The organism is Yinghuangia seranimata (assembly GCF_029953285.1).
Lineage (GTDB): Bacteria > Actinomycetota > Actinomycetes > Streptomycetales > Streptomycetaceae > Yinghuangia > Yinghuangia seranimata.
Window position 1 is genome coordinate 1 of sequence record NZ_JASAOI010000037.1, and the last position, 23,271, is coordinate 23,271.

24 protein-coding genes are annotated in these 23,271 nt (G+C 72.3%); 9 read left to right on the forward strand and 15 right to left on the reverse strand.

The features are described 5' to 3' along the window. Positions 1-140: 140 nt before the first annotated feature. On the reverse strand, positions 141-1,232 hold the full coding sequence (locus QI554_RS22755) for an RNA polymerase subunit sigma-70 (protein WP_281472045.1): 1,092 nt from the start codon (positions 1,230-1,232) through the stop codon (positions 141-143). A gap of 178 nt (positions 1,233-1,410) precedes the next feature. On the opposite strand from QI554_RS22755, the gene QI554_RS22760 reads away from it, so the two are divergent. The 4 genes from QI554_RS22760 to QI554_RS22775 all read left to right on the forward strand — a co-directional run bounded on the left by QI554_RS22760 (position 1,411) and on the right by QI554_RS22775 (position 4,216). Next, a complete protein-coding gene (locus tag QI554_RS22760; protein WP_281472046.1) occupies positions 1,411-1,710 on the forward strand; it encodes a YciI family protein in 300 nt (99 codons plus the stop codon). Next, entirely contained in the window at positions 1,707-3,200 is a 1,494-nt protein-coding gene (locus QI554_RS22765) for an MFS transporter (protein ID WP_281472047.1), read from the forward strand. Before QI554_RS22760 ends, QI554_RS22765 begins: the two co-directional genes overlap by 4 nt. A 148-nt stretch (positions 3,201-3,348) precedes the next feature. Next, complete coding sequence (locus QI554_RS22770) at positions 3,349-3,780, forward strand: SRPBCC family protein (RefSeq protein ID WP_281472048.1); 432 nt, start codon at positions 3,349-3,351, stop codon at positions 3,778-3,780. Beyond that, entirely contained in the window at positions 3,773-4,216 is a 444-nt protein-coding gene (locus tag QI554_RS22775; RefSeq protein WP_281472049.1) for a MarR family winged helix-turn-helix transcriptional regulator, read from the forward strand. The genes QI554_RS22770 and QI554_RS22775 overlap by 8 nt, the downstream gene beginning before the upstream one ends. Before the next feature lie 16 nt (positions 4,217-4,232). On the opposite strand, the gene QI554_RS22780 is transcribed toward QI554_RS22775, so the two are convergent. Continuing rightward, positions 4,233-4,547, reverse strand: coding sequence for a cupin domain-containing protein (locus QI554_RS22780; RefSeq protein ID WP_281472050.1), 315 nt, complete (start codon positions 4,545-4,547; stop codon positions 4,233-4,235). A 271-nt stretch (positions 4,548-4,818) separates the two neighbouring features. Between QI554_RS22780 and QI554_RS22785 the strand changes: the two genes are divergently transcribed. The 4 genes from QI554_RS22785 to QI554_RS22800 all read left to right on the forward strand — a co-directional run bounded on the left by QI554_RS22785 (position 4,819) and on the right by QI554_RS22800 (position 9,127). Then, positions 4,819-6,324 carry a GMC family oxidoreductase gene (locus QI554_RS22785; RefSeq protein ID WP_281472051.1) on the forward strand — a complete coding sequence of 502 codons (1,506 nt, stop codon included), beginning with the start codon at positions 4,819-4,821 and terminating at the stop codon, positions 6,322-6,324. Between the two features lie 138 nt (positions 6,325-6,462). After that, positions 6,463-7,548, forward strand: a complete 1,086-nt coding sequence (locus QI554_RS22790; protein WP_281472052.1) for a glycoside hydrolase family 5 protein — start codon at positions 6,463-6,465, stop codon at positions 7,546-7,548. Positions 7,549-7,676: 128 nt separating this feature from the next. After that, complete coding sequence (locus QI554_RS22795) at positions 7,677-8,498, forward strand: hypothetical protein (RefSeq protein ID WP_281472053.1); 822 nt, start codon at positions 7,677-7,679, stop codon at positions 8,496-8,498. Continuing rightward, complete coding sequence (locus QI554_RS22800) at positions 8,495-9,127, forward strand: hypothetical protein (RefSeq protein WP_281472054.1); 633 nt, start codon at positions 8,495-8,497, stop codon at positions 9,125-9,127. Before QI554_RS22795 ends, QI554_RS22800 begins: the two co-directional genes overlap by 4 nt. Here the strand turns inward: QI554_RS22800 and QI554_RS22805 are convergent. The 6 genes from QI554_RS22805 to QI554_RS22830 all read right to left on the reverse strand — a co-directional run bounded on the left by QI554_RS22805 (position 9,093) and on the right by QI554_RS22830 (position 14,383). Then, positions 9,093-9,869: a copper homeostasis protein CutC gene (locus QI554_RS22805; RefSeq protein WP_281472055.1), complete on the reverse strand. Its 777-nt coding sequence runs from the start codon at positions 9,867-9,869 to the stop codon at positions 9,093-9,095. The two genes, QI554_RS22800 and QI554_RS22805, sit on opposite strands and share 35 nt — an antisense overlap. Before the next feature lie 76 nt (positions 9,870-9,945). Beyond that, entirely contained in the window at positions 9,946-10,893 is a 948-nt protein-coding gene (locus QI554_RS22810) for an asparaginase (RefSeq protein WP_281472056.1), read from the reverse strand. Positions 10,894-10,915: 22 nt separating this feature from the next. After that, on the reverse strand, positions 10,916-11,851 hold the full coding sequence (locus tag QI554_RS22815; RefSeq protein ID WP_281472057.1) for an amino acid ABC transporter permease: 936 nt from the start codon (positions 11,849-11,851) through the stop codon (positions 10,916-10,918). Continuing rightward, a complete protein-coding gene (locus QI554_RS22820) occupies positions 11,848-12,492 on the reverse strand; it encodes an amino acid ABC transporter permease (RefSeq protein ID WP_281472058.1) in 645 nt (214 codons plus the stop codon). Before QI554_RS22820 ends, QI554_RS22815 begins: the two co-directional genes overlap by 4 nt. A gap of 112 nt (positions 12,493-12,604) precedes the next feature. Beyond that, positions 12,605-13,549, reverse strand: a complete 945-nt coding sequence (locus QI554_RS22825) for a glutamate ABC transporter substrate-binding protein (protein WP_281472059.1) — start codon at positions 13,547-13,549, stop codon at positions 12,605-12,607. A gap of 105 nt (positions 13,550-13,654) precedes the next feature. Next, positions 13,655-14,383 carry an amino acid ABC transporter ATP-binding protein gene (locus QI554_RS22830; protein ID WP_281472060.1) on the reverse strand — a complete coding sequence of 243 codons (729 nt, stop codon included), beginning with the start codon at positions 14,381-14,383 and terminating at the stop codon, positions 13,655-13,657. Positions 14,384-14,593: 210 nt separating this feature from the next. On the opposite strand from QI554_RS22830, the gene QI554_RS22835 reads away from it, so the two are divergent. Further along, the gene (locus tag QI554_RS22835; RefSeq protein ID WP_281472061.1) at positions 14,594-15,724 is read left to right on the forward strand and encodes an ROK family transcriptional regulator; all 1,131 of its coding nucleotides are present in this window, start codon (positions 14,594-14,596) and stop codon (positions 15,722-15,724) included. Here the strand turns inward: QI554_RS22835 and QI554_RS22840 are convergent. The 7 genes from QI554_RS22840 to QI554_RS22870 all read right to left on the reverse strand — a co-directional run bounded on the left by QI554_RS22840 (position 15,721) and on the right by QI554_RS22870 (position 23,269). Further along, entirely contained in the window at positions 15,721-17,157 is a 1,437-nt protein-coding gene (locus tag QI554_RS22840) for a multicopper oxidase family protein (protein ID WP_281472062.1), read from the reverse strand. The two genes, QI554_RS22835 and QI554_RS22840, sit on opposite strands and share 4 nt — an antisense overlap. Further along, a complete protein-coding gene (locus tag QI554_RS22845; protein ID WP_281472063.1) occupies positions 17,151-18,257 on the reverse strand; it encodes a right-handed parallel beta-helix repeat-containing protein in 1,107 nt (368 codons plus the stop codon). Before QI554_RS22845 ends, QI554_RS22840 begins: the two co-directional genes overlap by 7 nt. Beyond that, on the reverse strand, positions 18,188-19,651 hold the full coding sequence (locus QI554_RS22850; protein ID WP_281472064.1) for an acetyl-CoA carboxylase biotin carboxylase subunit: 1,464 nt from the start codon (positions 19,649-19,651) through the stop codon (positions 18,188-18,190). Before QI554_RS22850 ends, QI554_RS22845 begins: the two co-directional genes overlap by 70 nt. A 5-nt stretch (positions 19,652-19,656) precedes the next feature. Continuing rightward, positions 19,657-20,298 carry an acetyl-CoA carboxylase biotin carboxyl carrier protein gene (locus QI554_RS22855; protein WP_281472065.1) on the reverse strand — a complete coding sequence of 214 codons (642 nt, stop codon included), beginning with the start codon at positions 20,296-20,298 and terminating at the stop codon, positions 19,657-19,659. Continuing rightward, positions 20,295-22,244, reverse strand: a complete 1,950-nt coding sequence (gene accD / locus QI554_RS22860) for an acetyl-CoA carboxylase, carboxyltransferase subunit beta (RefSeq protein WP_281472066.1) — start codon at positions 22,242-22,244, stop codon at positions 20,295-20,297. The genes QI554_RS22855 and accD overlap by 4 nt, the downstream gene beginning before the upstream one ends. A gap of 52 nt (positions 22,245-22,296) precedes the next feature. Beyond that, positions 22,297-22,632 carry a TcmI family type II polyketide cyclase gene (locus QI554_RS22865; protein ID WP_281472254.1) on the reverse strand — a complete coding sequence of 112 codons (336 nt, stop codon included), beginning with the start codon at positions 22,630-22,632 and terminating at the stop codon, positions 22,297-22,299. 154 nt (positions 22,633-22,786) lie between these two features. Then, entirely contained in the window at positions 22,787-23,269 is a 483-nt protein-coding gene (locus QI554_RS22870) for an SRPBCC family protein (RefSeq protein WP_281472067.1), read from the reverse strand. Positions 23,270-23,271 lie beyond the last annotated feature (2 nt).

The window sequence follows — 23,271 nt, forward strand, 5'->3', positions numbered from 1 at the left end:
GGCCGGCCCCCCCCCCCGGCCCCGCCCCCCCCCCGGGGGGGGGGGCGCCCCCCCCGCCCCCCCCCCCCCCCCACGACTGGGCGACCTGGACCGCCCCTGTCCTCGCCGGATCCAGGTCGCCTCTTCGTAACCCCGGACCCTCAGTCCGTTTCGGGGAGGGTCCGGGGGAGGCCGAAGCGGGTCATGACGTCGGTGGTGAAGCCGGTGATGGCGGTGATGTGGTCGCCGGCGGTGGTGATGACCAGGAGGGCGTAGGCGCGGTGGACGCCCGCGTGGGGGTCGGCCAGGTACAGGCCGAAGGCGGGCTGGCCGTTCGCGCGGGTGGGGACGACGCGGTAGGTGTGGCCGGGGCGGAAGGTGGCGGCGGCGAAGAAGCGCCGGGCCGGTTCGATGCCGTGGTACTCCAGCATGGCCGGGGGCATGGAGATGCGGACGTCGGTGACCAGCAGGTCGATCAGGGCGTCCAGGTCGGCGCGTTCCAGGGCATCGGTGAGCCGGGCGACGAGCCGGTGTTCGGCCGCGGTGTCGGGTTGGCGGGCCGGCCTACGGCCGCCGCCGTCGCCCCCCGTGCCGCCACCGCCGGTGCTGTCGCCGGTGCCGCTGCCGCCGCCGGAGTCGGCGAGGTGGTTGTCGACGGTCGCGCGGGCGCGTTTGAGGGCGCTCTGCACGGACTCCTGGGTGGTGCCGAGCATTTGGGCGACTTCGGTGGCGTGGTAGCCCAGGACGTCGCGGAGGACGAGTGCGGCGCGTTGGCGTGGGGGGAGTAGCTGCAGGGCGGTGATGAAGGCCAGCGAGATGGCCTCCGTCGTCTCGTAGCGGGCCTCCGGGCCGGGGTGCTGGTCGACGAGGTGGTCGAGCAGCACGTCGGGGTACGGCTCCAGCCACGGCGGGGCGTCACCGGAAGCGTTGGGCTCCGGGAAGGCGCCCTCGGGCGGCGGGGGCGCGGTGCGGGGGCGCCGGCTGTCGGCGCGCAGCATGCTCAGGCACCGGTTGGTGGCGATCTTGTAGAGCCAGGTCCGGAGCGAGGACCGCTGGCCGAACTCGCCGAGGTTACGCCAGGCGGACACGAGGGTCTCCTGGAGTGCGTCCTCGGCGTCCTGCAGGGACCCGAGGATGCGGTAGCAGTGCACCTGCAACTCGTGGGAGTGGCCCTGGACCAGGTCGCGGAACGCGTTGTGGTCGCCGGCCCGGGCCCTGGCGATCAGGTCCGTCGTGTCCGTCTCCATCGGCATGCATCCTCGCCTTTCCTGTTTCCGCGGGGGCGCGTTCGGCGCGCTCATAGGTGCAGACGCCGCGGGGCCCGCGAATTGGGCGGTGGCCGCGCGCCCAATTCACATCCGGCCTGGAGTCAACCCGGTTAGAGGCTGCTCCGCTCCGGGGCGCCCGGGACACAGAACAGGACCTCAGATCATGGCCAAGTACGTTTTCTCCTACCGTGTGCCCGCCGACTACCTGCCCAACGCGGAGACGCCCGCCGAGTGGCAGGCCTGGTTCGGCGGCATGGGCGCGGACCTGGTCGAACTCGGCCACGCGGTGACCGAGTACGCCTCGCTCGGCGAGGTCGGCGGCAGCGCCTCCCGGATGATCGGCTACTCGGTGGTGTCCGCCGAGGACATGGACGCCGCGCTCGCGCTGGCCAAGGACTGCCCGGCGCTGCGCGTCGGCGGCGGCGTCGAGGTCGGCCCGGTGATGGAAGCCGCCGGGTCGTGAGCGACGCCATGACCGTGTCGACGGGCCCGCCGCAGGAGTCCTTCCTGGCGACCGGACGCGGCAAGGCCACGCTGGCGCTGCTGTGCGCGGTGACGTTCCTGGACGTCATGGACGGCGCGATCGCCAACGTCGCGCTGCCGACCATCCGTACGCACCTGGGCTTCTCGGTGCAGAACCTGCAGTGGGTGGTCAGCGGCTACCTGGTCACCTACGGCGGGTTCCTGATGCTGGGCGGCCGGGCCGCGGACCTGCTGGGCCGGCGGCGGCTGCTCGTCGCCGGGACCGCGCTGTTCGCGGCGTCCTCGCTGGCCTGCGGGCTGGCCGACAGCCAGGGGCTGCTGGTCGGGGGCCGGCTCGCCCAGGGCTTCGGCGCGGCGATGATGTCGCCGGCCGCGCTGTCCATCCTGACCACCACCTTCCAGGGCTCCGACCGGCACAAGGCGCTGGGCGTGTGGGCCGGGATCAGCGGGCTGGCATCGGCGGCCGGGCTGCTCATCGGCGGGGTGCTCACCCAGGAACTCGGCTGGCGGTGGGTGTTCTTCGTGAACCTCCCGATGTGCGCGCTGGTGCTCTTCGGGGCCTTCCGGGTCCTGAAGGCCGATCACGGCCGGTCCACGCCGGGCGGGTTCGACGCGGTCGGCGCGCTGCTCGTCACCGCCGGGATGCTGCTGCTGATCTTCACACTCGTGAAGGCGCCGGACGAGGGCTGGGGCGCGGGCCGCACCGTCGGCGGGCTGGCTGGCTCGGCGGTGCTCATGGCCGCGTTCCTGGTCAACGAGCAGCGGCGCGCCGATCCGCTGGTCCCGTTGTCGATCTTCCGGATCAAGGGCCTGGCCGCGGCCGACGCCACCCAGGTGATCGCCTGGGCCGGGTTCTACTCGATGTTCTTCTTCGTCACGCTCTACATGCAGAACGTCCTGGGCTACTCCCAGTTGGAGTGCGGGCTCTGCTACGTGCCCGTGAGCGTCGGCATCGGGTTCGGCTCGACCGTGGCGACGAAGATGTTCGTCCGTACGGGTACCCGTCCGATCATCGTCTCCGGCGCGCTGCTGGCCGCCGGCGGCATCCTGTGGCTGTCGCGCATCCCGGTGGACGGCACCTATCTCGGCAACCTCCTCGGCCCGCTGGTGGTCATGGGGACCGGGCTGGGACTGCTGTACGCCGGTGTGCAGACGGCCGCGAACGCGGGCGTGCCGGAGGACCAGGCCGGACTGGCCGCGGCCCTGATCACCACCTCGTTCCAACTCGGGTCGGCGCTCGGCCTGGCGGTGTTCAGCGGGATCGCGACCAGCCGCACCGACCACCTCCTGGCCGCCCACACCCCGCCCCCGGAGGCGCTCACCGCCGGATTCCAACGGGCCCTGCTCGTCAGCGCCCTCTGCCTCGTGGCGGCCGCCGCCGTCGCGATGCGCGCCTCCAACACCCGCGGCGAACCCGCCGCCACGACAGAAAGCGCACAGAACCTGGAACCTTCCTACGACCCGGCCTGACACGGCACGACGGGATCCCGGGACGGCGTTCACCGCCGTCCCGGGATCCTCTTCGCCGTCCAGAGCACGTCCGCGGAAAGGCTTGTTTGTTGTCGCGACGACAGATACTGTTGTCACGACAACAGGATGCCGCGAAGGGGGCGACGAAATGCACTACACGCTGGACGTCGAGACGGTCGTGTCCGCGGACCACGAATCGGTATGGCGCACCTGGACCGACATGGAGCGGTTCCCCGAGTGGGACCCGCGCGAGGAGGAGACCCGGCTCGACGCCCCGTTCGGTGTCGGGGCCACCGGGTGGAGCAAGCAGAAGGGGACCTCGCGGTCGCCGATCCGGATCAGCGCCGTCGAGCCCGGCGCGCTGTGGCAGGTGGAGACGCCGCTGCCCGGCGGCAAGCTCGTGATCGACCACCGCGTGGACGACGCGGGCGACGGTCGGGTCCGCCTGTCCAAGCGCTATGTGGCGTACGGCCCGGTGTCGCTCGCGTTCCGCGCGTACTACGGGCGCAGGATCCGCCGGGAGATGCCCGCGTCGTTCGCCGCGCTGGTCGCCGAGTCGCGGCGGCGCGCCGGTGAGTGAGCCCGGGCGGGGTCCCGCGGACAGCCCCGGCTACTGGCTGCACCACGCCGCGCTGGTGTGGCGGCAGGTCTGCGAGTCGGGGCTCGGGGATGTCACGTACCCGCAGTTCAACCTGCTGTCGGCGGTGTCCCTGCTGGGCGCCGCCGAGGGCCCGCCGACGCAGCAGCAGGCCGCGGACTTCGCGCGGATGGACCGGATGATGGCGTCCAAACTGGTCGCGACGCTGGAGGCGCGCGGGCTGCTGGTGCGCACCCCCGACCCGGGGGACGCCCGCAAGCGCCGCCTGGCCCTGACCGATCCGGGCCGGGAGGCCTTGCGGCGGTGCGTGGCCGCGGCCCGGCGCGCGGACGAGGAGGTCTTCGGCAGCGGGCCGGAGACCGACGCCCTGCGCGACGCCCTGCGCCGGATCACCGAACGCCCAGGGGCGGCCGACTAGTCGCTGCCCGCCTGCCTCAGCCGGGTGCCGGTCCGTCGGTGTTGACCGTGGACTCGCCGGTTCCGGCCCGCACGACGATGATGTCGGCCGCCTCCGCCGACGGATTGCTCTCGCGGTGCACCGCACCCTTCGGCACGTGGAGGAAGTCGCCGGGCCCGGCGTCCACCGTGTGCGAGCCGCCCGGGCCGAACTCCATCCTCAGCGCGCCGGACAGGACGTAGATGACGGATTCGTGCTCGCCGTGGTGATGCCAGCCGGAGACCGCCCCCGCCTCGGTGCGGACGAATCCGGACCACATGCCTTCCGACGCGAAGGCCTCCTGGCGGTCCATGCCCGGAGTGACGGGCCCCGGTGTTCTGTCGCCGGGGGCGACGCGTCGAACACGGTCGCCCTGACGGTCCGTGCGGCCCACAACGACTCCTTCCCGTCCCGGGCCCTCGGGCCCGGTCCGAACCCGCCGTCATCCGCGGTCGGTCGCTTCCCCTCCGCAGCCTAGTCGGATCCGGATCGGGCCGCCGCGATGCCGGCCGTCTGGCGGACGTTGCGGCGGGCCCGCACGGAGAGGGACGCTGGGCGTACCAGGTGCATGGACGGTGGGAACCGTGGCCTACGACGTCGTGGTGGTGGGTGCCGGATCGGCCGGCTGTGTTCTCGCGGCGCGGCTCAGCGAGGACGAGCGCCGCTCCGTGCTGTTGGTCGAGGCCGGCCCCGACTATCCGTCCGTGGCGGACCTCCCGGCCGACGTCGCCGACGGCACGCGGCCGACCGTCGCCCACGACTGGGGGTTCGTGTCGGAACCCGACGAAGCCGGACGCTCGGTGCCGCTGCCGAGGGCGAGGCTGGTGGGCGGCTGCTCCGCGACCAACGCCGCGTTCCTGCTGCGCGGTTGGCCCGCCGACTACGACGCCTGGGCCGCCGCGGGGAACCCCGGTTGGTCGTTCGCGGAGTTGCTGCCCGTCTTCCGCGCGGTCGAGGCCGACGCCGACTTCGCGGACCGGTGGCACGGAGGCGACGGCCCGATTCCGGTGCGACGACCCTCGCCCCAGGAGCTTTCGCCGCTCCAGCACGCCTTCGTACGGGCCGCCGAGACGGCCGGGCACGCCGTGGTCGAGGACCACAACCGGCCGGGTGCCGCGGGAATAGGGCCGATGCCGCGCAATGTGCGCGACGGCCTGCGCATGAGCACCTCCCTCACACACCTTGCCGCGGCCCGTGACCGTTCCGGCCTCACCGTCCGCGCCGACGCGGTCGTCGACCGGGTGGAGCTCTCGGGCACCCGGGCGTGCGGAGTCCGCCTGGTGGGCGGCGCCGTCGTCGAGGCGGCACGGGTGGTCCTGGCCGCCGGTTCGTACGGCAGCCCGGCGATCCTGTGGCGTTCGGGCGTCGGCCCCGCCGACCGGCTGCGTGCGCTCGGCCTGCCGGTGGCGCTCGACCTGCCCGGCGTCGGAGCGAACCTCGCCGACCACCCCTTGGTCGCCGTCGACCTGCCGACCGCGCCGGGTTTCCGCGGCCCGGTGTTCCAGGCCCTGCTCACCATGCGCTCCGCCCGGGCGCCGCGGGACGGACCGCCGGACCTGCACCTGTTCGCGGCAGGGCCGTTCGACGACGCGGCCAGCCCGACCGGAGGGGTGTTCGGGATCGTCACGGGCCTGATGGCGCCCCGTTCCCGCGGGTCGGTGCGGTTGCGTTCCGCGGATCCCACCGAGGCCCCGCTCATCGACGTCGCCCACCTGCGACACCCCGACGACCTGGCGCGCATGGTCGACGCGACGCTGGAAGCGCGCCGCCTCAGCCGGACGCTTCCGTTGGCGGGTTTCGTGGACGGCCCCGAACTCGCGCCCGGTGCCGCCATCGGCGACGAGGACCGGAGCGCCATCGCGGCGTCCGTCCGCGACCGCGTCGGCAGCTACCACCACCCGGTGGGCACCTGCGCCATGGGGCCGGATCCGCGCCGCGGCGCGGTTGTCGACCGGCGCTGCGCGGTGCACGGCGCCCAGGGCCTGTGGGTGGCGGACGCCTCGGTGATGCCGGCCATTCCGTCGGCGAACACCAACCTCACGGCCGTCGTGATCGCCGAACGCGTCGCGGTATGGCTCGCGGCCGTGTGAGCGAACCGCCGGCCCTATGGACAAGATCCGAACTTTGGTTCATGTTTCTCCTGGGCCGCCGCCGCGGCCGGAGCATCGGATGCGTTCGCGGCGTCGCCTCACCGACGGCTGAACCCCACCTCCTGAAAGGGCACACCGTTGAAAGAGGCTCCCGCGCGTATCAGATCCACTCGGCGACGTCGGTCCGCCGTAGCGACGGCCGCCGTCGCCACCGTGATCGTCGGCTCCGCCGTGGCCGTCAGGCCCGCCTCCGCTTCGCCGAGCATCCCGACGACCCGGCCCGGCACGGACACGACCATGTTCAAGGGCGTCAACTGGGCCGATCCGCGCGACAACTACGCCGACGACCGTCTCGTCCTGTCCGGGCTCACGGCCTCCGACGGCTACCAGCAGACGTACGCGAAGGCGAGCCGGGTGATCTCCGCCTTCCGCGCGAACCTCGGCGCCAACACCGTCCGGCTGCCGATCAACCCGTACACGGTCGACAGCCCGGCCTGGAAGTCGTACCGCGGGGTGATCGACGCGGCGTCCGACAAGGGATTCAAGGTCATCCTCTCCTACTGGGAGGGCACCGGGCCCCGCAACGACGGCCTGATCGACGACCCCGCCGCGTTCTGGCCCATGTGGAACACCGTGGTCAAGGCGTACAAGCACGACAAGCAGGTCTACTTCGAGCCGATGAACGAGCCCTTCGGCTACACCGACACCCAGTGGGCGGACACCGCCGCGGCATGGCTGGACACCTACAGGTCCGTCCCCCGCGACAGGGTCTTCGTCAGCGGCGCCGGTTACAACGACCACGTCACCTCCGTCTGCGCCGACCCGCGGCTGAAGGGCACGTACCTCTCGTTCCACCTCTACGGCTACTGGGTGGACTTCGCGACCTACGAGCAGTGGGCGGCCGGGGCCAAGGAACGCATCGGCGACTGCGCGAACCGAACCGTCGCCGACGAGTTCGGCGCCCCGATGACGACCGGCCTCGACTACAACAAGCCCGCTCCCGACAACAACTACATCAACTACATCCAGGCCTTCACCGACACCTTGCGCGAGCTCAGGATGGGCTCCGTCTACTGGCCCGGTCTGCGTACCGGCGACTCCTACTCGATGCAGACCCTGACCGGCGCTCCCACGAGGCCGTGGCTGGCCACGACGAACCAGTCCGGCGCCGAACGCCTTGCCTGGGCCTGGGGAGCCGGGAAACCCGTCCAGCCGCCACGGTGAGGACCGCCGCACCCGCCGACCGGCGCAATTGCGTCATCCGTTAGCGGGGTATCCGGGTGCAACGCACCCGGTCCCGTGTTTCCGTGGAGTCTCCAACACGGATGCCGGGAGTCGAACAGCCATGGGCAATGTGTGAGGACAAAGGGCGTCGCCGACGGCTGATCGCGCGCTCGCGGGTTCTGGGCGTACTGATCCTCCTGTTCTGCGTCGGCCCCCCGGGGATCGCGGAAGCCGCGACCACGCCGCCACCGCCCACCACGTATTGCTGCTACACCACGCCGCCGCCGACGTCCGGGTACACCAGCCCGCACTCCACCGTGTCTCCCTCGCCGTCCCCGTCCCGAGGCGCGACGTCCGCCCCGTACACCGGCCGGCACGCGGTACTCGTCCTGGATCCGCCGAGCGGACGTGTCGGCATCACGCTGACGGTCACCGGCTCGGGCTTCGCGGTCTGCGCCCCCGAGAACCGCGTCGACTTCTCCTGGGACAGCGCAGGGATCGCCCCGTTCCGGGCGTTGGTCGCCTCGAACGGCAGCTTCAAGGCCCGGCTCACGGTCCCCGAGCGCGCGGCGAAGGGAAGCCACGCCGTACGCGCGCAATGCGGCCAAAAGGCCTACGCCGCCTCCTCCTTCGACGTGACGGCCGACGGCGAGCCGACGTCCACGTCCACGGCGGCCGCGGCTCACACCGGAAGCGGCACGGCCCCCGGCCTGATGGTCGGGGGCCTGGCGGCCGGCGGGCTCCTGGCCGCCGGGCTGGTCGGCTACCTGCTGTTCTTCCGCCGCCAGGGACCGCGGTGGACCCGCAACCACGTCCGCGCCGTCATGCGCCCCGGCTTCGCCTCGGACGGTGTGCAGGACGTCGGCGACCCGCCCGAGTCGAGCCGGACGGTGCAGCTGGAACCCCGCTGGGATCCCGGTGAACAATCCATCGAGGAGACGGACCGATGACCGCCGCACCACCATCGCCACCACCGCCCGCGTCCGTACGCGACCTGCTGTTCGGCGACGACGGCGAGACCGCCACGGAAGCGCTCGTCGCCGCGGCCCGCGAGAACGAGGTCGCCGCCATGCTCGGGCGCGCCGCCCGCGGCCTGACGGACTCCGCGGGAGAGACCGTCGAACATGAAGTCGCCTCGGTCGTCAACGGCTTCCTCAGCATGGACCTGCTCGACCTCGCGGCGGCCGGGTGGATCAAACACCGCTCGCTGGCCGAGGCCGCGCAGCGCACCCGCGCGGCCCCGGGCAGCGAGGAGGTCGTCGCGATGGCGACCCACAAGGTCACGTCCACGCACCGCCCCTGCGTCGACCTGACCGTCGACGGCGCCAGGGTCGGCACCCTGGACCTCGCCCTCACCGTCGCCTTCGAGATCCGGGGGATGGTCGCGGTCGTCCGCGAGGCCAGGATGACGTCGTTGCGATGCGGGTCGTGCACAACGACCGGCACGCTCGCGATGCAGCGGATCGTCGTGGCCAGCCGCCGCTGCACCGTGGACCTTCCCGGCAGCCTGCGCCTGCGGTCGGGCATTCCCCTGCTCCCGGAACCTACGACCTCGTCCCGGAACCCGCCGCGGCGATGATGTCCCCGACCCCGCGTGCCGACGTCGTCTGGCGCGCGAACTCGGGCTGGCGCAGCGCACCGCCCATATAGGGGTAGGGGTTGCGGTGCACCGCCGGGCTTTCCACGGTGGTCCCGGCGGCGAAGTGGAGTTCGGCGGCGCCGGTGGCAGCCAGGACGCGTGCGACGTTGCGGGCGGTGATCCCCCCGCCCGGCATCACGACGATCCGTCCGGCGGCCTGACGGACCAACTGGGCGATGAGCGGGGCGCCTTCGAGGACGCTGGAGTCCTGGCCCGACGTCAGCACCCGGTCCACGCCGAGGTCGATGAGCTCCTCCAGGGCGGCGAACGGGTCGCGGACCATGTCGAACGCCCTGTGGAAGGTGACGGACCGCAGTTCGGCGGCGTTCATGAGCCGGCCGACGACGTCGTGGTCGATGTCGCCGTCGGGGGTCAGCGCGCCGATGACCAGTCCGTGGGCGCCGGCCTCGCGGATCGCGACGACATCGCGCTCCATGGCGTCGACCTCGTGTTCGTCGTACACGAAATCGCCGCCGCGCGGCCGCACGATCACGTGCACCCGGATGCGCTCGGCGGCGCGCAGGGCCGTTTCGACCAGGCCGATGCTGGGGGTGATGCCGCCCTCGAACAGGTCGGAGCACAGTTCGACGCGGTGTGCGCCCGCCTGCTCCGCCGCGAGGACGCCCGCGACGCTGTCGACGCAGATCTCGTAGAGGGGTTCGGTGCCGGATACGGCATTCACGTTCAGGGCTCCTCGGGCTCGGATGGGTACGGGTGCCGCACGACGACGGCCGCGTGGTGGGGGATGTCGCCCGACCTCAGGACAGCGCGGCGGTCACCCGCACCTCGCCGACCGGTCGGCCGCCTCCGAGGACGGGCACCGAGGCCAGGTCCGAGGCCGGCGAGGTGTCGACGCCGAGCGCCCGCAGTGCGGCCAGGGCGAGCGCGGTGGTGGCGCGGGGACTGCCGTCGATGACCTTGACCGCGACGGCGTGACCGCTCGTGGTGGCGGCCGCGATGACGCCTTCGGCGCCGCCCTTGGCCACAGTGCCGGGCAGCAGCTGCATGACGGTGCTGTTGACGTGCCCGTCTCCGCCGACGTACGTGGGATACGACTGCATCGCCCACGCGACCGTGCGCTCGTGTCCGTCGGCGGCGACCGCGAGTGCGCGCAGGCCGCGCGCCAGCCCGGTCAACGTCATCCCGAACACCGGCGCCCCGCACCCGTCCACCGCCGTGTGCGAGACCTGTTCGCCGGACAGTTCCTCGATGCCGGCGCGTACGAGCAGCTGCAGCGGGTGGTCGGCGTCGAGGTAGCCGTCCACCGGCCAGCCGGACGCGACGCACGCCGACAGCATCGCGGCGTGCTTGCCCGAGCAGTTCATGCGGACCGCGGACTCGGGTTCGCCGCGCCGGACCAGGGCCTCGTGCGTCGCGGCGTCCTCGGGCGGGCTCGGCGGGCAGCGCAGCGCGGCGGTGCCGAGGCCGGCCGCGCCGAGGACGGCCTCGACGGCTTCGACGTGGAAGTCCTGACCGGTGTGGCTGCCCGCCGCGATGGCGACCTGCTCGCCGCGCAGCGGTGCCCCGGCGCGCAGGCACGCGAGGGCCTGGAACGGTTTGGCGGACGACCTCGGCAGGATCGCGTCGTCCGGCGCCCCCAGGGACAGTGCGGTCAGGCCGTCTGGTGTCAGCCCGACCAGGCTTCCGTAGTGACGGCTTTCCACGAATCCGGACCGCACGACTTCCGCGAGTTCCGCGTGACGCATGACAGTGGCCTCCATTCGCCGGTCAGGCGGGGATCTTGTTCTGGGGTTCCGGCCCTTCCGACTGCGGTGCCGGATGCTCCGGTCGCGCACGCAGGTGCGGGCTTCCGGCGACGTACGGCCGCGGCCGTACGAAGCCGAGCAGGCGGCGACGCCCGGCCGGACGCACACCCTGACGCGCCTCCAGGGTCCGCGCGAACTTCGACAGCGACGCGTTGATGACGATGTAGACGAGCGCGATGACGATGTACGTCTGGATGAGCAGCCGGTTGTAGGTCGCGAGGATCCGGCCGCTGTACAGCAGTTCGGAGTAGCTGACGATGAATCCGAGCGAGGTGTCCTTGAGCAGGCCCACCGACTGGCTCACCAGGGACGGGAGCAGCCTGCGCACCGCCTGGGGCAGGACGACGATCCACATGGTCTGCCGCCGTGTCATGCCGATCGCGAGCCCCGCCTCGCGCTGACCGCGGTCGAGCGAGAGGATCCCGGCCCGGAAGATCTCCGCGAAGACCGCCGCGCTGGAGACCGACAGCGGTGCGACGAGCTTCCAGAACAGCGGCAGGTTGACGCCGTAGTGCGGAAGTCCGAACAGGACGATGTAGACGAGCAGCAACACCGGTACGGTGCGCATGACTTCGATGTAGACGACGGCGGGCCACCGGAACCTGCGGTGCGGGGAGAGCCGCCCCAGCGCGAGGACGATGCCGCCCGCCAGGGACAGCCCCGTCGCGACCGCCGCCGCCTCGACCGTGGCTCGGACGCCCTGGAGCAGGTACCGCCACATCGGCCACGTGGTGTACGGCCGCCATTTGTCGGCGTCGAGCTGCCCGTGGTCCGCGAACCGGCGTACCGCGAGCGCGATCAGCCCGGCGACCGCGATCGAGACGACCACGGTCGCCACGCGTATGCGGCGCCGGGCGATCGGACCGGGTTCGTCGAACAGGACGCGGGAAGTGCTCATCGGACGATCGCCACCTTGCGCTCGATCAGGTTCGTGAGCAGGCCGACCAGCGCGCACACCGCCATGTAGCCGAGCCCGGCGCCGACGAACACCGGTATGGGCTGGGCTTCCAGGAGGTTGACGCGGTTCGCGGCGGCGGTCAGGTCGACGACCCCCACCGCCGCCGCGAGCGAGGTGTTCATGGTCAGCGCGATGAGGATGTTGCCGATCGGCTGGACGACCGCGCGCAGCGCCTGCGGCAGGATCACCAGGCGCAGCGACTGGCCGAAGCCCAGGCCGATCGCGCGTGCCGCCTCCGCCTGTCCGACGGGCACGGTGTTGATACCGGACCGGACCGCCTCGGCGATGTACGCGGCCTCGTACAACGCGATCGCGATCACCGCCGTGGTGAACAGCGGGAAGATGACGCCGACCTCGGGAAGCCCGAACACGAACAGGACGAGCAGCACGAGCAGCGGGGTGTTCTGGAACGACTCCACGTACACGGTGCCGACGCCCCGCAGCACGGGGACCGGCGACACGCGCATAGCGGCCACGACTATGCCGATCAGCAGGGCGCCGGCGAAGGACAGCGCGGTGAGTTCGAGCGTCGTGGTCATGCCGTCGGTGAACGCGGACCAGTGCCGCAACACGACGTCCATCGTTTGCCCTTTCACGAGGGGGGCGGATCGGCGAGCGTCCGCCCGCCCGTCTGGCCGTCTGCCGCCCGCCCGCCTGCCGCCTGCTCCGGCGGCGTGCGGGCGGACGCGGTCGTCACGACCCCGCGGCGGACCCGATCGCGGGCGGAGCCGGCGGGTTGCCCTCGACGACCGTGCCGATGGTCTGCTTCCAGACCGCCTGCCAGGCGCCGCTCTGGCCGATGGCGCGCAGCCAGTCGTTCACGAAGGACTTGAACGCGGTGTCGTCGTGCTTGAGGCCGATGCCGTACGGGTCCTGCGTGAACGGTTCGCCGACGACGGTGGTGTCGGGGTACTGCTTCACGTCCGCGACGAGCAGCGCCTGGTCCTGGACGTAGGCCTCGCCGCGCCCCTGCCGCAGTGCCTGGAGGCACTCGGGGTCGCTCGCGAACGTGACGACCTTCGCGCTCGGTGCCAGCTGCTGGATCGCCGTGACCGCGGGCGTGTTGGCTCCCGCGATGACGGTCTTGCCGTTCAGGTCGGCCGGGGCCTTGATCCCGGTGGTGCCCTTCTTGACGAGGATCGCCTGACCGGAGGAGTAGTACGGCCCGGCGAACGCGACCTGCTCGGCCCGCTTGGGCGTGATCGTGTACGTCTGGAAGACGACGTCGACGGTGCCGTTCTGGAGCAGCGCCTCGCGGGTCTCGGTGGCGGAACTGACGATCTTCACCTCGGGCTTGCCGATGATGTACTTCGCGAGGAGCCGGCCCATCTCGGCGTCGAAGCCCTCGACCTGGCCGTTCATCGGGTTCAGCTGCGACCACAGCGGGGCGTCCTGGGAGCCGCCGACGATGAGGTAGCCGCGCTTCTTGATCTTCTCCATGGTGGAGCCGGGCAGGATCGCGGTGTCGGGTGCGACACCGACGGCGGCCGCCGCGCTCGCCTCGGCGGGCTTCTTGTCCTGGCCGCCGGGGACGGCGGAGTCCGAGTCGGAGGAACAGGCGGTGACGGCGGCCAGGGTCAGGGTCGCCAGGGCGACGGGAAGCGCGGTGCCGAGACGGCGCGGCAGGGTTCTGGACATCGAGGCCTTCCTGGGTGCGTGGGGTCCGTTGCGGACATGCGGAAGTGATGTGCCTGTGCGGTGAGCTGTGCGGTGAGCTGTGCCGAGCTGTGCCGAGCCGTGCCTTCAGTGGCTCAGCACCTTCGACAGGAAGTCGCGGGCGCGCTCGGTCTGCGGCGCGGTGAAGAAGGACTCGGGGTCGGCGGATTCGACGATCCGCCCGTCGGCCATGAAGACGACGCGGTCGGCGGCGCGGCGCGCGAAGCCCATCTCGTGGGTGACCACGACCATGGTCATGCCGTCGCGGGCCAGGTCGACCATGACGTCGAGGACTTCGTTGACCATCTCGGGGTCGAGCGCGCTGGTCGGTTCGTCGAAGAGCATGACCTTCGGACGCATCGCCAGTGCGCGGGCGATGGCGGCCCGCTGCTGCTGGCCGCCGGACAGCTGGGCCGGGTAGTGGCCGGCCTTGTCGGCGATGCCGACCCGGTCGAGGAGGGCCAGAGCCTCCTCTTCGGCCTGCCGGGCGGGGAGGCGCTTGACGCGGACCGGCCCCAGGGCGACGTTCTGCAGCACGGTCTTGTGCGCGAACAGGTTGAACTGCTGGAACACCATGCCGACTTCGGCGCGAAGCCGAGCCAGGCCCCGTCCCTCGGCGGGCAGTTCCTCCCCGTCGAGCAGGACCCGGCCCGAGTCGACGTTCTCCAGGCGGTTCAGGCACCGGCAGAACGTCGACTTGCCGGCGCCCGACGGGCCGATGAGGACAACGACTTCGCCCGCGCCGACGTTCAGGGTCACGTCCGTGAGCACCTTGGTGCGACCAAAAGACTTGTTGATGGCCTGAGCCTCAACCATGAAGGCACTGGCGACGGAAGAGCGGGGCACAGAGTTCACTGCTGCTCCAGCTTCATTCGAAATCGAAGATAGCGGCGACCATAGATCCGTATCTCGAATGAAGTCAATGACTTCCTGAAGACAACGCGTTGTGCTATTCCTGTCAATGCCTAACGCCTGCGCATGCCTCGGACGGGGAGTGGAACATTGGGTGGAACCGCCGGAGACCTGGTGCGACTCGTGGCCCGCGGCCGCGGGGGCTCGCGTGCGGAACTCGCCCGGCTGAGCGGTATGGCGCCGTCGAGCGTGTCGCTGCGGGTCGAGGAGCTCATCGAAGCCGGACTGCTGCGCGAGGACGGCGAGGGCGCCTCCCGCGGCGGCCGCCGGCCGCGCCGACTGCGGCTGCACGAGGAGGCCGGCGTCGTCGTCGCGGCCGACGTCGGCACGCACCACGTACGCATGTCCGTCATGGACCTGGCCGGTCGCGTCGTGTACTCCCACGAACTCCCCGGCGAGGTGGCCGACGGGCCCGAGGTCGTCACCGAACGGCTCAGGCAGTACGCCTATATGACGCTCGATCAGGCGGAGGTGAAGCACCTTCCGCTGCTCGGACTCGGGGTGGGCATGCCCGGCCCCGTCGACCCCGCGACCACCAGGATCGTGGCCCCTTCACGGATGCCCGGCTGGAACGAGTACCCGGTCGGGGAGCGCCTCGCCGAACTCATGGACGTCCGCGTGATGGTCGAGAACGACGCCAACCTCATGGCCGTCGGCGAACACCGCAACGGCTGGCCGGGATGCGAGAACCTCATGGCCGTCAAGGTCGGCACCGGCATCGGGTGCGGGATCATCGCGTCCGGCCGCCTCCACCGCGGGCGCGGCGCCGCCGGCGACATCAGCCACGTGCCCGTCATCGCCGACACCCCGGCCACCTGCTCGTGCGGGCACTCCGACTGCCTCGAAGCGCACGCCAGCGGAGCCGCCCTGTGCCGGACGCTGCGCACCCGGGGATTCGAGGTCGAGTACTCCCGCCAACTCGTCGACCTCGTCAACGACGGCGTGCCCGAGGTCACCACCCTCGTCCGCGGCGCGGGACGCCTGGCCGGCCAGGTCCTCACGCCGCTCGTCAACTTCTTCAACCCCGACGTGCTCGTGCTCGGCGGCGGCCTGTCGGCGGCCGAGCCCTTCGTCGCCGCCGTACGCGCCGCCATCTACGAACGCTGCCTGCCCCTCGCCACCCGCGGCCTCGAAATCGCCACCGCCGTCACCGGCCGCGACGCCTGCATGCTCGGCGCCGGCAGCCTCATCCTCGACGAGGTCCTCGCCAGCGACTGGGTCGACGAAACCCTCGCCTCCCGCTAGCGGGTGATCTCCATCGTCGCCATCATGCCCATCGCGGAGTGGTCGAGCAGGTGGCAGTGGTAGGGGTAGCGGCCGGTCCACGTGTCGAACGTGGCCTGGATGCGGACGGTTTCGCCGGGCATGACGCGCACGGTGTCCTTCAGGCCGGACTCGCCGGGGTCCGGGGGACGCCCGTTGCGGTCCAGGACGCGGAAGTGCACGAGGTGCAGGTGCATGTTGTGCGCCACGTGGTCCTTGTTGACGACGCGCCAGATCTCGGTGCTGCCCCACGTGATCTCGGTGTCGACGCGCATCGGGTCGTACGTCCTGCCGTTGATGGTCCAGGTGTCGCCGGTCTTCTCGAAGACCATGTCGCGGGTCACCGACGCGGCCCCGGGCGGCGGCAGCGTGGCCAGTGACGCCGGGACGCGGCTGGGGTCGCACGCCTCGGCGGTCACGTCGAACGCCATGAGGTCGAGCGTGGCGTTGCGGCTCGCGCTCCTCAGGACCACCCTCGTGCCGACCGGGTAACGACCGAAGTCGACGACGACGTCCGCGCGTTCGCCGGGGGAGAGCATGATCGACTTCTGCGGCGCCGGAGCGGCGAGCAGGCCGCGGTCGGAGCCGATCTGGACCAGGTCGTCGCCGGTCGACAGGTGCAGCGTGTAGAAGCACAGGTTGGCGCCGTTGAGGACGCGGAACCGGTACCTGCGCGCGGCCACCTCGAAGTACGGTTGCGGCCCGCCGTTCACCAGGTGCGTGCTGCGGCCCGCGAAGTCGTCGTGGATGTAGACGAGTTCGGCGTTGTCGTCCAGGTGCACGTCGCGGATCATGAGCGGGACGTCGAACTCGCCCGTGGGCAGCCCAAGTTCCCGTTCGCCGTCGTCCTCGAGCAGATAGAAGCCCGCCATGCCCCGGTAGACGTTCTCCGCCTCGGCCATGTGCGCGTGGTCGTGGTACCAGAGCGTCGCGGCGGCCTGCGTGTTCTCGTACGTGTACCCGCGGGTCGACCAGGGCTGGACCGGGTCCATCGGCTGCCCGTCGTTGTCGGCGGACACCTGCCCGCCGTGCAGGTGCATCGACACCGGCCCGTCCAGCAGGTTCGTCGTCGTCACCACGGTGCGCCGCCCCGTCCGGGCACGCAGCGTCGGACCGGGGAAGGTGCCGTTGTACGTCAGCACCGGCGTCGCCACGCCCGGCACGATCTCCGTGGTCGACCGGCCGACCGACAGCCGGTAGTGGTCGGTGTCCGCCGTGCTCCGCGACGGCGCCAGGTCGACCGGAACCGCCAGCGGCACCGTGAACGGCGGCGGGAGCGCGCGTGGTTCGGCCGATCGACGCCGCGTCGGCGGGCCGGGTGCCGCCGCGGCGAACGCCCGCCCGGGCGCCCACCCCGACAGCACCAGCCCACCGGCGAGCGCGCCCGCCTTCGCCGCGGCCCGGCGCGTCAGCACAGGTCCGCGGGCTGCGTCGTGCCGCAGACGTTGGACGTGTACGTATTGCTCCCGACGCCCCGGGGATCACGTTCCGCCACGTCCGCCGAAGCGTTCCGCAGGATCGTGTTGCCCACCAGGGTCTGCTCCGACGTGCCGTCGCCGGTGAAGCTCGGGACCATCACGACGCCACCCGACATCGGCGAGTCCCCCTGGTTGTCGAGGATTTGGTTGCCCGCGATCCGCACGTGCTGCGCGCCGGTGAGCACGATGCCCGAGCCCTGGATGTGCGCGATGCGGGCGTTCGCCGGGCAGTAGCGGTTGTTCGCCACCATCGTGTTCCCGGTGATCTCCACGTCGCCCGTCACCGGGTGGGTCTCGTCGCCGACGACGAACATGCCGGCGCAGTTCCCCGTCGTCTCGTTGCCGGTGATGCCGATGTTCCGGCCGCGGCGCACGTGCACGCCGATCCGGTTGCCCTCGGCGTGGTTGCCGCGCACGGCCGTGCCCCGCGCGTCGGGCGCGTCGCCGACGAACAGCCCCGACTGGGCGTTGTCGTCGGCGACGTTGCCGGTGAACGACCCGCGCACCGAGAACTCCTGGCCGATGCCGTGCTCGCCGTTGCCCCGCGAGCGCACACCCGTGACGGTCATGCCGTCCGTGTACCGGCCCATCACGCCGCTCTTCGCGAACCCGGTGACGGTCAACGACGCGACCCGCACCCCGACGAGATCACGCGTCGGCGTCCCCAGGACGCAGACACCGTAACCGCCTTCCGAGCACGGCGGCGCGATCTCGTTCACACCGGGCGCGGGCGCGGACGCGGACCTGCCGGACGGGGACGGGGACGCGCCCGCGGGCACGATCACCGCCTCCCCGCTCGAAGGCCCGCGCAGTGTCAAGCGGTCCGTGCCGATCAGCACGCCGCCCGGATACGTCCCGGCGGCGAGTTCGACGACGTCGCCCGGCGCGGCGGCGTCCACCGCGGCCTGCACGGATTCCCCCGGCAGGACGCGGTGGACGACGCCCCTGGCATGCGCCGAGGCCGGGATCAGGACGCCGGACCCCACGAGGGCGAGGGCGAGGACTCCTGCGGAAGGGCGGAAACGGCGGTGGGGCATGGCTCTTGGTCTGCCTTGTCGTCGTGCGGACAGGGATCGTCCTCGCGCGGCGCGGTCATCGCGCCCACGAGCGTGGTGGTGTGCGTGGCCGCCAGGAACTGCGGCTCGGCCAGCGTGCGGCGCAGGAACCCGATGGTCGTGCGTACGCCCGGCCCCTCGATGCGGAACTCGTCCAGCGCCCGGTCGATCCGCGCGACGGCCTGCTCCCGGTCCGGTGCCCACGCGATCGTCTTGGCGAGCAGCGAGTCGTAGTCGGGGCTGACCGTCCAGCCCGGGAACGCGTGCGTGTCGACCCGCACGAACGGGCCGCCGGGCGGCGTGAACTCGACCAGCTTGCCGGGTGTCGGCGCGAAGTCGCGCTCCGGGTCCTCGGCGTTGACGCGGCACTCGATCGCGGTGCCGCGCACCGCGACGTCCTCCTGCCGGACGGACAGCGGTTCGCCCCCGGCGATGCGCAGCTGCTGGTGCACGAGGTCGATGCCGGTGGTCATCTCCGTGACCGGATGCTCCACCTGCAGACGGCAGTTGACCTCCATCAGGTGGAACTCGTGGGCGGGGGACACTACGAACTCGAAGGTCCCGGCGCCCACATAGCCCACCGCGCGGGCGCCGACCAGCGCCGCCTCGCACATCGCCTCGCGCACGTGCTGCGGCAGCCCGGGCGCGGGCGCCTCCTCGATGAGCTTCTGGTGCCGCCGCTGTACCGAGCAGTCCCGCTCGCCGAGGTGGACCGCCCCGCCGTACATGTCGCACAGCACCTGGACCTCGATGTGCCGGGCGTTGTCCAAGTACCTTTCCAGATACAGGCGTTCGTCGCCGAACACGGCCCGCGCGTGAGTGCGCGTCTCGTTGTACGCCAACGTCAGCTGTTCCGGATCGCGCACCACGCGCATGCCGCGCCCGCCGCCGCCCGCGACCGCCTTGAGGATGACGGGATAGCCGACCAGGTCCGCGATGTCGGCGGCCTCACGCGGCGAGCTCAGCGCGTCCATGCTGCCCGGCAGCACGGGAAGCCCGGCCTCGGCCATCGCCGCGCGCGCCTCGGCCTTGTCGCCGAGCCGCTGCAGCACCTCCGGAGGCGGGCCGATGAACGTGATGCCGTGCGCGGCGCACACCTCCGCGAAGTCCGGGTCCTCGGAAAGGAATCCGTAGCCCGGGTGGATGGCGTCGGCGCCGCTGTACCGGGCGGCCTCGATGATCGCGGGGATGTTCAGGTAGCTGGCCCGCGCCGCCGGAGGCCCGATGTGCACGGCGGCGTCGGCGAAGCGCACGGCCGCCGAGTCGCGGTCGGCGGTCGAGTACACCGCGACGCTGCGGACGCCCGCCTCCCGGCACGCGCGCACCACGCGCAGTGCGATCTCGCCGCGGTTGGCGACGAGCACGGTGGAGAGCACCACAGTCACCCCGTTCCGTTGGACTCGAGCGGCTCCAGGGCGATCAGCGGCTGGTCGAACTCGACCGGCTGGGCGTCGGGCGCGACGACGTCCACCACCCGTCCCGCGGACTCCGCGGTGATGGGGGTCATCATCTTCATCACCTCGAGGATCCCGACGGTCTGGCCCGCCCGCACGGTGTCGCCGACCGCCACGAACGCCTTCGCGCCCGGGTCCGGCGAGTGGTAGAACGTGCCGACCGTGGGGGCGCGGACGACCATCAGCGCGACGTCCGGCGGCTCGGGCGCGCGCGGCGGCGCCGAGGCCTCGGCGACCACGTGCGCCCCGCCCGCCTCCGGGACGGCGGGGGCCGGGCCCTGCGGCGCCGGCGCGACGTCCCACTCGATGTCGACGACGGTGCCGCCGGTCTCCAGGTGGATGCGCCGCGGCGGACCGGTCGCCGACCGCGCCGGCATCTCGTCGACCATGTGCCCGCACTGCCGCGCGTCCGCGTCGCGGCGGGAGCTCTCCGTGCCCACCACCGGGCCGGCGGTGGCGGGTGCGCGGTCGTCCGTCGCGGTGGCGGACGGGTCGGCGGGCCGCGCGGCGTTCGGGTGCGGCGGGGTTCCGCCGCGGTGCCGGTCGGCGCTGCCGTTGGCTGAGCTCATGTCCTTACTCCTTCGTGGGCGCCGACGGGGAAGTCGTCGGGGTCCGGGTCCGGCTGCGCGTCCGCCGCCGGCTCCGGCGCGGGACCGGCGTCCGGGGCCGGGGCAGGTTCCGGCGCCGGGTCGGCCGACGCGTCCGGCGACGCGTCCGGCGACACCTCCGTTTCCCGGTCCGGCGCGGTCCCGAACCGGTGGTAGCGGTTCCGGCGCTCGCGGATCAGCCGTTCGGGGGTGAGGCGGCGCAGTTCCTCGAGCACAGGGCGCAGCGCGTCGCCCAGCAGTTCGGCGGCCTTGTCGGGGTCGGTGTGCGCGCCGCCGGGCGGCTCGGGGACGACGGCGTCGACGATCCCGAGGTCGAGGAGTTCTCCCGGACCCATGCGCAGCGCGGCCGCCGCGACCGGCGCCGCGGCCGGGTCCTTCCACAGGATCGCCGCGCAGCCCTCGGGGCTGATCACGGAGTAGACGCCGCGTTCGCTGATCAGCACGCGGTCGGCGACGGCCAGCGCGAGCGCGCCGCCGCTGCCGCCCTCGCCGGTCACCACGGTGACGATCGGCACCGGGAGACCGGACATCAGCTGCAGGTTCTCGGCGATCGCGATGGCCTGGCCGCCGCGTTCGGCGTCCGGGCCCGGGTTGGCCCCCGGCGTGTCGACCAGCGTGACGACCGGCAGGCCGAGCTTCGCGGCCAGGCGCATCAGGCGCGCGGCTTTGCGGAACCCGGCCGGGGTGGCCATGCCGAAGTGCCGGCGCTGCCGTTCGGCCAGGTCGTCCCCGCCCTTCTGATGACCGATCAGGACCACCGGCTGCCCGTGCAGGATGCCCAGGCCGCCGACGACGGCCGGGCAGTCGGAGCCGATCCGGTCGCCGTGCAGCTCGTGGAAGTCCTCCAGCAGCCGGTTGGCGTAGCACAGCGCGGTGGGACGCGCGGGGTGGCGGGCCAGACGCACCGTCTCCCACGGGTCGTGCCCCGTCGACGCACCGCCGCCCGACCCGGCCGGACGTACGCCGTTCGGCGAGCCCTCCGCGAACTCGGGCGTGTCGTGTCCGTCGTCGCCGTGCCGGGGGCCGTCGGCCTCGTCCGTGTCGTACGCCGACCCGTTGCCCGTCCCGTCCGCCCCGCGCGCCGCCGCGCACCCGACCCCGAGCAGATGCCCGAGCGTGCGCCGCAGCTGCGCCCGTGGCACGACCGCGTCGACCAGACCGTGCGCGAGCAGGAACTCCGCCGTCTGGAAGCCCTCCGGCAGCTGCTCGCCGATGGTCTGCTCGATCACGCGCGGCCCGGCGAAGCCCATCCGCGCACCCGGCTCGATCAGGATCACGTCGGCGAGCGACGCGAACGACGCGGCCACGCCGCCGTACGTCGGGTCCGTCACCAGCGAGACGACCAGGATGCCCGCCTCGTCGAGCTCGGCGATCGCGGCGGCCGTCTTCGCCATCTGCATCAGCGACAGCGCGCCCTCCTGCATCCGCGCTCCGCCCGACGCCGAGACGATGAGCAGCGGAATCCGCTCGCGCAGGCTCTCCCGCGCCGCGCGGGCGATCAGCGCGCCGACCGCGCAGCCGAGGCTGCCGCCCAGGAAGCGGAAGTCCATGGCGGCGGCCACCACCGGACGGCCGTCGATGCGCCCGCGTACCGCGAGCGCCGCGTCGGACATGCCGGTGGCGGCACGGGCCTCCGCGAGCCGCTCCGGATACGGGCGGGCGTCCACGAAGTCCAGCGGGTCGTGCGGCGTCGGCTCGGCGTCCAACGGGACGTCCGAGCCCGGGTCGAGGAGCTGGTCAAGGCGCTCCCGCGCGGTCAGCCGGGCGTGGTCGCCGCAGTCGGGGCACACCTGCAGCGTGCGCGCGAAGCGCTTGCCGTACACGAGCTGGGTGCACTTGGCGCAGCGCACCCACTCGGCCGCCGCCACCCCGTCGGGGGCGGCCGGTCGGCTGTCGATCTCGACCATGGGGTTCCTCCGGCTGTCTGGCCTGGACGGGTTCGCGAGTGTGGGATGCCGGTCAGCCGCCGGACGCCCGGTCCCACCGGTAGAACTCGTCGGCCATGGCGTCCTTGGGACTCGTCCACGTCTCCGGGTCGTACGCGCTGATGTGCACCGAGAGCCGGTCGCTCACGTCGCGGAACGCCGGGTGCCCGGTGATCGCCGCGACCGCGGGTCCGGGCGGGCGGTCCGCCTCGATCAGGTGCAGGTACAGGTCGTCGCCGAACCGGAACAGGCTGCGCCCGGTGACGCCCACCAGGTCCGGCAGTTCACCCCGGTCGGAGGCGGCGAAGATGCCGGCGATGTCCTCGGACGCGCCGGGCCGCATGCGGGCGACGATCAGACTGCGGTACACCCGGCCGGACGCGGTGCGGTTCGCGGAGCCGCGGCCGGTGCCTTCGGTCGTGCTGTTCACTCGTTGGTTCCCTTCGAGACGGAGGCCGGAAGCCCGCGCCCCCGCGGGTGGCGCACCCACGCGGGCGCGGGCCCGACCGGGGGTCGGAGACCGCTTACAGCGCGGGTTCGGGCTCGGGCAGGCCGAGGTCACGCGCGCGCTGCTGGATCTTGTCCCGGATGACCTCCATCTGCGTCCGCGAGTTGCGGTTGATGTTGTCCGTCATCCACGCGTTGTCGACCGGCGCGGTCTCGGACATCGCGAAGTCCTGCACCCAGCGCATCCGCACACCGTCCGGCTCCTCGTGGTACTCCCACCGGATGTGCATGTACGCGAACGGCCCGGTCTCCACGCGCTGCGCCCACACGGTCCGCATCTCGCGGTTGGGCTCGCGCTCGGACACCCAGCTCCACACCTTGCCGTCCTTGTCCGGGTGCATGGTCAGCCGGAAGGTGACCTTGTCACCCTCGCGGGCCAGCACCTCCACCGAGGCGTACTCGGTGAACAGGTCGGTCCAGTGCTCGATGTCGTTGGTCATGTCCCAGACCAGGTCGAACGGGGCGCTGATCAGGATCTCGTTGTCGGTGTGTCCTGCCATCG

Bases quoted from the DNA above. Each gene is read 5' to 3' on its own strand.
- QI554_RS22755 (WP_281472045.1), bottom strand. From the start codon at position 1,232: ATGCCGATGGAGACGGACACGACGGACCTGATCGCCAGGGCCCGGGCC.
- QI554_RS22815 (WP_281472057.1), bottom strand. From the start codon at position 11,851: ATGAGCACTTCCCGCGTCCTGTTCGACGAACCCGGTCCGATCGCCCGG.
- QI554_RS22870 (WP_281472067.1), bottom strand. From the start codon at position 23,269: ATGGCAGGACACACCGACAACGAGATCCTGATCAGCGCCCCGTTCGAC.
- QI554_RS22795 (WP_281472053.1), top strand. From the start codon at position 7,677: ATGTGTGAGGACAAAGGGCGTCGCCGACGGCTGATCGCGCGCTCGCGG.
- QI554_RS22820 (WP_281472058.1), bottom strand. From the start codon at position 12,492: ATGGACGTCGTGTTGCGGCACTGGTCCGCGTTCACCGACGGCATGACC.
- QI554_RS22845 (WP_281472063.1), bottom strand. From the start codon at position 18,257: ATGCCCCACCGCCGTTTCCGCCCTTCCGCAGGAGTCCTCGCCCTCGCC.
- QI554_RS22760 (WP_281472046.1), top strand. From the start codon at position 1,411: ATGGCCAAGTACGTTTTCTCCTACCGTGTGCCCGCCGACTACCTGCCC.
- QI554_RS22770 (WP_281472048.1), top strand. From the start codon at position 3,349: ATGCACTACACGCTGGACGTCGAGACGGTCGTGTCCGCGGACCACGAA.
- QI554_RS22830 (WP_281472060.1), bottom strand. From the start codon at position 14,383: ATGGTTGAGGCTCAGGCCATCAACAAGTCTTTTGGTCGCACCAAGGTG.
- QI554_RS22810 (WP_281472056.1), bottom strand. From the start codon at position 10,893: ATGCGTCACGCGGAACTCGCGGAAGTCGTGCGGTCCGGATTCGTGGAA.
- accD (WP_281472066.1), bottom strand. From the start codon at position 22,244: ATGGTCGAGATCGACAGCCGACCGGCCGCCCCCGACGGGGTGGCGGCG.
- QI554_RS22825 (WP_281472059.1), bottom strand. From the start codon at position 13,549: ATGTCCAGAACCCTGCCGCGCCGTCTCGGCACCGCGCTTCCCGTCGCC.
- QI554_RS22780 (WP_281472050.1), bottom strand. From the start codon at position 4,547: ATGGACCGCCAGGAGGCCTTCGCGTCGGAAGGCATGTGGTCCGGATTC.
- QI554_RS22855 (WP_281472065.1), bottom strand. From the start codon at position 20,298: ATGAGCTCAGCCAACGGCAGCGCCGACCGGCACCGCGGCGGAACCCCG.
- QI554_RS22800 (WP_281472054.1), top strand. From the start codon at position 8,495: ATGACCGCCGCACCACCATCGCCACCACCGCCCGCGTCCGTACGCGAC.